The 8,909-nt window shown below is 37.3% G+C and carries 8 protein-coding genes and 1 pseudogene; all 9 read right to left on the reverse strand.

What is annotated here, in order from left to right; genetic code table 11:
- Positions 1-161 (reverse strand): annotated as a pseudogene (locus G7Y39_RS13745) (restriction endonuclease subunit S); the annotation flags it as partial.
- 8 nt (positions 162-169) lie between these two features.
- Positions 170-1,582, reverse strand: coding sequence for a RhuM family protein (gene rhuM / locus G7Y39_RS12655; protein ID WP_165157808.1), 1,413 nt, complete (start codon positions 1,580-1,582; stop codon positions 170-172).
- Between the two features lie 18 nt (positions 1,583-1,600).
- Positions 1,601-3,154: a type I restriction-modification system subunit M gene (locus G7Y39_RS12660; RefSeq protein ID WP_165157809.1), complete on the reverse strand. Its 1,554-nt coding sequence runs from the start codon at positions 3,152-3,154 to the stop codon at positions 1,601-1,603.
- Position 3,155: 1 nt separating this feature from the next.
- Positions 3,156-3,695, reverse strand: a complete 540-nt coding sequence (locus G7Y39_RS12665; protein ID WP_241160055.1) for a DUF4268 domain-containing protein — start codon at positions 3,693-3,695, stop codon at positions 3,156-3,158.
- 419 nt (positions 3,696-4,114) lie between these two features.
- The gene (locus tag G7Y39_RS12670) at positions 4,115-5,110 is read right to left on the reverse strand and encodes an SDR family oxidoreductase (protein WP_165157810.1); all 996 of its coding nucleotides are present in this window, start codon (positions 5,108-5,110) and stop codon (positions 4,115-4,117) included.
- Between the two features lie 21 nt (positions 5,111-5,131).
- Positions 5,132-5,920, reverse strand: a complete 789-nt coding sequence (locus G7Y39_RS12675) for a 4Fe-4S cluster-binding domain-containing protein (RefSeq protein WP_165157811.1) — start codon at positions 5,918-5,920, stop codon at positions 5,132-5,134.
- Between the two features lie 19 nt (positions 5,921-5,939).
- Positions 5,940-7,148, reverse strand: a complete 1,209-nt coding sequence (locus G7Y39_RS12680; RefSeq protein ID WP_165157812.1) for a PHP domain-containing protein — start codon at positions 7,146-7,148, stop codon at positions 5,940-5,942.
- Positions 7,145-7,870 (reverse strand): metallophosphoesterase, encoded by a 726-nt coding sequence (locus G7Y39_RS12685; protein ID WP_165157813.1) that lies wholly within the window; start codon positions 7,868-7,870, stop codon positions 7,145-7,147. Before G7Y39_RS12685 ends, G7Y39_RS12680 begins: the two co-directional genes overlap by 4 nt.
- The gene (locus G7Y39_RS12690) at positions 7,867-8,694 is read right to left on the reverse strand and encodes a glycosyltransferase (protein WP_241160056.1); all 828 of its coding nucleotides are present in this window, start codon (positions 8,692-8,694) and stop codon (positions 7,867-7,869) included. Before G7Y39_RS12690 ends, G7Y39_RS12685 begins: the two co-directional genes overlap by 4 nt.
- Positions 8,695-8,909 lie beyond the last annotated feature (215 nt).

Raw genomic sequence — 8,909 nt, forward strand, 5'->3', positions numbered from 1 at the left:
GCTTCCAAGTCTATATAAATAAAAGTATTCAGGAGTGAGTTTGATTTTGGATTTATAGTAGCTATATCTTGGAGTGATACCATTTCCCACTCCTCCGTAAACTCCGGAAATCTCAAAGGGGGAACATTAAGGACTTTTTTATCTTTATTATCTATTGCCATAGTTGTCATTATTTTGTAGGATTCAAGTCAAATGGGAGCAATGGAGCTTCATCATTACCATTGTTAAAACGGTCAAAATCAGATATGTATGATTTATCTTGAATCAGTTTATATTTTTCGTATTCTCTATAAGCCTTATCTCTTGCTTCCTCTTGTGTCACTTTTCCTGCTGTATCGCACGGCTCGTAATCCATCGTTGCAAGATATTGTTGAAGGAACTTTTTCCAATCATCCATAGTTGAAACGACATGACGTGCAGCACGTGATTCTGCCATATCCAAAAAGGCTGTTGTGATAAGATTCAGCTGGGACAATTCAGAATCTGACAGGTAATTTTTTGCGACGATGGTATCAGACTTTTGCACTCTTCCGTCAGGAGCTTTCTTCCATGTGGTAAGCCCCATATAAGGTTGCTCTGAATCAGCCCGTTGATAGATGATTTCCGCAGCTGTATGATGGGTAACGGCAAGGTGCATCATATTCTGTACCATCTTGAAGAATAACTTTGTATCTTCTGATTTCGGGTCGTAATCCGCACTACATTCTGCATAAATGTCAGTTATCTTTTGGTAATATCTGCGCTCTGAGGTGCGTATCTCACGAATACGCTCAAGCAAATCGTCAAAATAGTCCTTTCCGAAATGTTTGCCCTGTTTCAGCCTCTCGTCATCAAGGGCATATCCTTTAATGATAAACTCTTTCAGCACTGAAGTTGCCCAAATGCGGAATTGAGTAGCTTGATAGCTATTTACTCTATACCCCACCGCTATAATAGCATCGAGGTTGTAGAATAGCGGCATACGCTCCACTTCCCGGTCTCCTTCTGTTTGAACTATCCCAATTTTTCGGATAGTTGCCTCTTTGGAAAGTTCTCCTGTTTCGTAAATTTGTCCGAGATGATAATTAATGGTTCTGACATCGACCCCAAACAAGTCCGCCATTCTTTTTTGTGACATCCAGAATGTTTCGCTGTTGAAAATGACTTCTACCCGTGCTTCTCCTTGGGCTGTTTTATACAATAATATATTAGAGCTTAGCGAATTATGCATAAGTTCTGCCATTGAGACAGATTGCGAGAAAAAGTCTCGTGCCTGTTGAACAAGCAACTTTTTGCCATCAGCATTTTCCGCAATAATCATACATGCCATACGAGAAAGGCGGAATATGTTTACCTTGCGGAATGAACCATTTCCTATCTTGACCATATCAACCGCTTGGTTGAAATGCTCGTCCACATTCATTCCTTTTTCTCCGGCTACTTTGATGGCTTTATCTATGACCCTTTGGAATTTCCAATAAGCAGAATAGCCCATTGCACCACAAAGGTCACGGGAACTCCAGTATTCGTTCCCGTTTTCATCCTTGCGGCATATATTCTCAAATGAAGGTGTCATCTGAGGTATGTTATCATTTTCACCCATTGCTATTACTTTTCTGAACTATTCTACAATGCCTAATTCTTTCAGGTACACCTCAATCTCCTTATCAAGTTCAGCACGTTTGGCTTCCAATTCCTTTATTTCTGCCATCACAGCCTTAATATCAATAGGTTCTTCCTCTTCAAAAGTATCAACATAACGAGGAATATTCAGATTGTAATCATTCTCGGCTATCTCTTGAAGAGAGGCAAGGTGACTATACTTTTCTATTTCCTTGCGGTCACGATAGGTCTCGACAATCTTTTGGATATGCTGCTCGCGGAGCTTGTTCTGGGTCTTTACCTTTTCAAACTCTTTGCTTGCATCTATAAACAGGATATTGTCATCTTCTTTACGGCACTTCTTAAAAACAAGGATACAAGTCGGAATACTCGTGCCATAGAAAATATTCGCAGGTAATCCTATAATGGCATCCACATAGTTTTTCTTTTCTATAAGGAAACGACGGATAACTCCCTCCGCATTTCCTCGGAATAGTACACCATGCGGAGCAACACAAGCCATCGTACCACCTTCGTTCAAGTGATAAATCATGTGCAGGATAAAAGCATAATCGGCAGTCTTACGTGGAGCAAGCCTTCCTGCTTTGCTGAAACGATCATCAGTATTGAATTTATCGGCAGCACTCCACTCAGCAGAGAACGGAGGATTTGCAACCACTGCATCAAACTGAGTGTCACCAAACGCATCCCATTCAAGCGTATCACCATTTTCAATCTTGAAGTTACTGAATCTGATGCCATGAAGCAACATATTCATTCGGGCAAGGTTATAAGTTGTAGGATTCTTTTCCTGTCCGTAAATATCAACTGCATTTCCGATATTGGCAGCACGAAGAAGCAACGAACCACTACCACAAGTAGGGTCATAGACATTGCGTAAACGCTGGTGTCCGATGGAAACAATCTCAGCCAAGATACGGCTGACTTCCTGTGGAGTATAAAACTCTCCAGCCTTTTTTCCGGCTCCTGCGGCAAATTGCGAAATCATATATTCGTAAGCATCACCCAAAATATCAATCTCCTGCGACGCCTCTACACCAAAATCTATATCGTCCAATGCAAGAAGTACATTACTAACGAGCGTATTTTTATCGTCGGCTGTCTTGCCCAATTTAGGTGAAGCCAAGTCGATGTCCGAAAACAATCCGCCAAAATCTTCCTCGCTATCCTGTCCCAGCGTACTATCTTCAATACGCTTCAATGAACGTTCAAGCATAGGTAAGATATTTTCTTTACGCTTGATAGATTCTATTACGAACGAAAACAAGAATTTCGGTTCTATGAAATAGCCGATATTCTCCAAGCATTGGTTTTGTGCTTCCTCCTGTAGCTCCACCGCATCGGCATCATCCATTTCCCACAATTCCTTAAAGGTTATTTCATCATCCACCAAGGCATTGTTGGCATACTTTTCTATTTTCTCCGACAAGTATTTATAGAAGATGAAACCTAATGTAAAATACATAAAGTCGCTTGCCGACATATTGCCACGCAAACGGTTTGCGACCTCCCAAAGTTGATCACGGAGTTTCTGCTGTAATTCTTCGCTCATATTATTTTAGTATTTCTTTTACTACTTGCTTAATTTTTACACACATATCACAAAGCCATGCACATCCATTATCCCAATTATCTTTATCATTCACATCCCCCATAGGATGAAGAATAAGGAAACGACTCGCCTTTTTATTGCCATCTAGTCGCCATTCTATTTCATTCGGATTTATAATCCCTAAAATTTTAGATACCAATTCTTCATTTGACTTAAATCGGGTAATGATATCCTTGTCCTCATTAACATACAATCCTGCTGACAAACAATTATTTTTAGTATTTAATGTCATACAAAGATGGTATGCTGAAGATCCTAAACCAAGGTCATACCAATGCTGAGCTTGTGGTTTACGCAGCTTAAATTCCCTTATAAAGGCAGAGTATTTTGGAGCTTCGTTGTTGAACTTTTCCCAAAATGCCAATTTCAAGTTTTCTGTTTCTGAAAGAGCTGCTGTCTTTTTCATTGCCTTTGCCCAAGTATTAGGTCGTTCTACAATATTGAACTTAGGTGCAGGTTCTGAATCATTGATTTTCCACAATTCTATTTCTATTAAGAAAAACTCAAACTTGTCATCTGTATGCTGATTTAACCATTCTATTGCCTGCTTATGCTCGTCACGCGCTTTTCTGACAATCCAAATTATTACTTCAGCTTCTTTACCTGAAAAGTTCTCTTCATTCTGCTTCCCTTTGATAAATAGCAGGTTACAGCGTTTCTATTTATTCAGAGGTTACGATTTGCCAACTTGCTGATTTCATTGGTTTTCTCAATCTTGCTTTTTCAAATAACGCTTTTCTTGACTACAAAAATAGGCAGAATCATCCAATTTACATAATATTCCGATAATAAAACTAATAATCAAGACGTAAGTTTAACACAGGCAGTCGAAATATTTGCACTCCGGCGTGAGGTGTTATCATTTGCGTAGGAGATTATTCGCTTGAGTCCTGTCATATATTAACATTCTTGATTAGGTGACGGCTTTTGGTTGTTTACATACCATTCGATGGTCTCCTTTAATCCTTCTTGGAAAGAAACCAATGGAGAATAATCCAATAACTGCTTTGCTTTGTCTATACAAGCAAAAGAATGGGGAATGTCACCAAGTCTGTATTCTCCATGAATTGGATTTATATAAGAGATTGAAGAATCGTATTGAGCCAAACATGATTTTATGTCATTGGCTAACTTATTGATACTTGTCCGCTCTCCACCTGCCGTATTATAAATTTGGTTTACCGCTTGAATATTTGTTGTCTTTATCGCAAGCATATTCATGTGGAGAACATTGTCAATATAGGTAAAATCCCTCGTATTCAGTCCATCACCATTTATTTTAGGTCGCTTGTGATTCATATATTGCTTTATGAACAACGGTATTACAGCAGCATACATACTGTTGGGGTCTTGCCTTCTCCCAAACACATTGAAGTATCGTAATCCTATATATTCTATTCCGTAGGTCTTGGCGAATACGTCAGCGTACAATTCATCTACATATTTTGTCAATGCATATGGTGATAGAGGCTTCCCGATATTATCTTCTTTTTTGGGCAAATCAGTATTATCACCATAAGTGGAACTACTGGCTGCGAATATGAATCTTCTTATATTACAGTCTCGAGCAACCACTAACATATTTAGAAATCCACCAATATTAACATCATTTGTCGTTATTGGGTCATTTATGCTTCTTGGTATACTTCCTAATGCTGCCTCATGGAGAATTACATCTACACCAGCTACAGCCTTTAGGCATGTTTCAAAGTTTCTTATATCTCCTTCTATTAGCGTGAATCTATCAGGATAATTTTCAATTAGGTGCTGAATATTTCTCATGTGTCCCGTAGAGAAGTTGTCTAAACATACAACACCATATCCTACATTTATCAAATATTCACAAAGATTGGAACCTATAAATCCAGCTCCACCGGTTACTAGTATTTTATTCATAATAGCTTGCATACAATATATCTAAATCCATTCACTAATCTCTCTTTTCGATATACCCCACTCAATCTGTACTTCCTTGTTGGGGAGGCAGTATTTACAACAAGGCATCGGTTTATTCAAAAATTCGACAATTTCATCTATGTTTTTAGCTTTATAGATATCGATGGAGTTTTGTTCTGTTGTATCAAATATATTTGATTTAAAATATTTTTGAAAGAATTTTGCTTTAAATGGAACTACACAAGACGAGAGACGACCTCGTTCCAATACAATGCATCGCGCTTTCCAGAAACACATATTGAAGTTTTCTTCTACATTCTGATGACCATTCTTATCTCTTGGATTTTTAAACCATTTTTTCTCAGATTCACCAACAGACTTGATTTTATAAAGCATAGTTCCATATAGATTCGCCTTTCTATTTATTTCAGTCCAATCTATATCAATAGGATACATGGTTATACAGATTGTTGTACCAGTTTCTGCACATAGTCTATAGATTTTGTCCGGGAGTTTTGCAAGTAGAATTCCATTCGTACAAAGATTCTTCTCTCCAGATACATACTTTGCTGTAATTTTTATGAATTCCTCTAGTTGGGGATGTAGCAATGCTTCTCCACCCATAAGTTCAAAGCAATGTATTTCTCCATGCAATAGTTCACTCAATCGGCATAAATCTTTTTCAAACGTTTCAGCATCTAAGAATGAATTTGAGGCTAATGGAGAAAAGTGACCACATCCTTTACAATTCAAGTTACAATGGTCAACGATATCTACTATAAATCGGATTTTATCTTTGTTTACTTTCATGATTGATATGCCAAAGTCACTATTTCTTAAAAAAACGTTCTAATTCATTCAGTAGTTTGGTATTTAGAATCTGTTCAGATGGTATTAAGTAATCTTCACCAATTCTTATAGCGTTATTGATATTCTTGAAACTCTGACCCTTATGAGTATCTGAATCAATTGTGAACATGGCACCATGATTAATGGCATATCTAATATACTCCGGAGGTAAATCAAGCCTATCAGGATCTCCGTTTATTTCAATAGCTACGTTATTAGCAATACAAGCATCAATTACCTTATGAATATCCAGATACATGCCTACTTTCTTTTGATATATCCGAGCTAGAGGATGAGCCAATATATTAGAATGCTCATTTTCAACAGCTCTGATTATTCGGTCTGTAGCTTCCTTTTTAGTCATTAATTCATGCCTGTGGCATGCAACTATAACATAGTCTAGGATAGAAAGTGTAAATGCATCCATGTCTAATGAACCGTCCTTAAGAATTTCACATTCGATGCCTTTTAAGAGAAAGGAACCACCTTTACGGTTTAAAAGGTCTATTTCATGGGCTTGACGAGTCAATTGTTCAGAACTAACACCTCCTACATAGTGTGAATGATCTGAAATACCTATATAGCTCCGATTAGCTTTCATGGCAAAGTCCTTAAGTTCTTCCATACTGTACATCCCGTCACTATATAGGGAGTGATTATGGAAGTTTCCTTGGATTAATGCTCCATTCAGTTTGTTAAAAATCGGACTATATTCATTAGGAAATATACGGTATTTAATAGGGAAATTGCTACCATCCTGATTCGTGGCAAAATACAAATACAAAGACGATTTATCCTTACCGTATTTATTTTCCGATGCATTCGATTTGTAAAAATTGCATAGTTCTTCTTTTGAGTGAATGCCATATTCTATTATGTCTTTTCTTAAATCTTCAACGTCAATAAATACGGGCTTGATTATCAGCCATAACCAAGGTGGAAGTCTTGCAACGCAATCATCGACGACTGTTATAGTCCCTTTCATGAAATACTCGTTAATTAGACAAGATTCTTCATCATTGAATATTTGTAATCTGCTAGTGGAATTGTCAATATTGGCATCATCTATTGAGCTAATCTTATTAACCATACTATCAGCCAGCCTGACGAGTTGCTTTTCCATTAGGAATGAACTTGCACGTTGCAAATCGATAAATTTATACAGTACTTTCTTCTTATTAATGTTCATAACGATTGTAAATTAACTTTTGCTATCATTATATCGTCATTCTTTATTTCTATAATATTAAATCCCTCCTCACCACTGACTATCTTAAATTTCTGCGAATTAGGATTAAAGGCAAAACCTGTAGATGGAGCAGAACTATATACTACTCCATTTATAATACTATTAGTATGGTAGTGAGTGTGTCCGTATAAAACCAACCTAACATTCTCTGTATGGAGTATTATATCATTAAACTCATCACGATTCTCCAGTAACTTTCGGTTAAGCCATCCCTCCTGTTCAATTGGTGGATGATGAAGAACAACAGTGGTATTTCCATGACTTCGTTCCAAAAGTCCTTTCAGTTTTTCTATGTTGAAATATCCTCGAGACATGCCAGTGACAGCGGAATTTAGCAAAATGAAACTCCAATCACCAATTTCAACAAGTTCTGGGATCTTATAAAATCGTGGTTCATACCCTCCAAAGAAAGTGTTTAAATTATCATGGTTACCCGGACAGCAAAATGTTGGAATCCCAATTTCCGCAAAAGCTCGATCTATGTACTCATAAGACCATCTGCTTCCATCATCTGACAAATCACCGCTTACTATAATACCATCAACACTATCTAAACTTTTAATCTTTTGGATAGCACTACAAAAATGTTCAAGAGTATTTACCTCCCATATTTGGTGACCATTTTCTGTGAGATGTATATCGCTGATATGGATTAGTTTCATAACCGTAGAATATGTTTTATTGCTTCATCGTTTCCGTATTGCAGAATATTATCAGCCTTTGTTCCAATCATTTTATGGCAACATTCGGCAAAAAAACTTGGTGTAATATCAAGGGAAGCCGACATTATAGCCGGTGTCCTCAAATCATTGATATTATTAGTTTGTTCAACTCTTCTGTATGCACAACCCGAGACAAATGATATTGCGGGTATTCCTAAATATGCGAGTTCGCTCAATGTATTACGACCGGATCTTGTAATTACGAGACAGGCATCATGGTAATATTTTTCGGCAGAGATAATATCTTCGTGGAGTTGCACATTGGCATAATATTGATTATCATTCAGCACACTAAAAATGTTTTGACTTGAACAAATTATATGCATATTATATTTCGGCAAAAGAAGTGCCATCTTCTGGCAAAGTTCGCCTATCCTTAGTGTGGAATCTTCAAATTGCTGTCCGACATTCACAGTTCCGCCTCCCAAAATACAATAAATATTATTTGTTGGAATATTCTTAATTGCCATGATTTCCTGACGAATAATCGTATTGATGGAAATGAAATTGTTGTATCTTCTATCTCTTTCAATAATCCTCAATCCGTGGACTATTGCCAAATCGCTTAATGAATACAATGCGTTGAAGAAATCCATTGCTTCTTTGTCATTGCTTGGATTATCCACATCTGTCGGATTAAGCAATGCCACGACTTTTGTGTTTGGATGAGAAACCTTAATGGACTGTAGGATTAACGGTTCACCATCAACGACAATCACATCCGGAATGAAATCCTTGATGGTGTTGTGAATATACACCCCCATCTTGTTTGTCGGTAAGCATTTGATAAACTACAGGTATTAACCCACATTGCCATCTAAGTTGAATTAATATTCTGATTTTCTGTATATGTTTTTTTTGAGACATCCTCTGGGTGTACTACAAATTTCTGTCTCCGTATAGGAGTATCAGACAGAGAAAGTGCGTGATAAATATCTTGTACATCCTTGCTTGGTTCGGTACATTGACGTATTCTGAC

The organism is Parabacteroides sp. ZJ-118 (assembly GCF_011038785.1).
Lineage (GTDB): Bacteria > Bacteroidota > Bacteroidia > Bacteroidales > Tannerellaceae > Parabacteroides.

What these genes read in the sequence shown, in the direction of transcription:
- rhuM (WP_165157808.1), bottom strand. Translation starts at nt 1,582, where the DNA reads ATGGGTGAAAATGATAACATACCTCAGATGACACCTTCATTTGAGAAT.
- G7Y39_RS12660 (WP_165157809.1), bottom strand. Translation starts at nt 3,154, where the DNA reads ATGAGCGAAGAATTACAGCAGAAACTCCGTGATCAACTTTGGGAGGTC.
- G7Y39_RS12670 (WP_165157810.1), bottom strand. Translation starts at nt 5,110, where the DNA reads ATGAATAAAATACTAGTAACCGGTGGAGCTGGATTTATAGGTTCCAAT.
- G7Y39_RS12675 (WP_165157811.1), bottom strand. Translation starts at nt 5,920, where the DNA reads ATGAAAGTAAACAAAGATAAAATCCGATTTATAGTAGATATCGTTGAC.
- G7Y39_RS12680 (WP_165157812.1), bottom strand. Translation starts at nt 7,148, where the DNA reads ATGAACATTAATAAGAAGAAAGTACTGTATAAATTTATCGATTTGCAA.
- G7Y39_RS12685 (WP_165157813.1), bottom strand. Translation starts at nt 7,870, where the DNA reads ATGAAACTAATCCATATCAGCGATATACATCTCACAGAAAATGGTCAC.
- G7Y39_RS12690 (WP_241160056.1), bottom strand. Translation starts at nt 8,694, where the DNA reads ATGGGGGTGTATATTCACAACACCATCAAGGATTTCATTCCGGATGTG.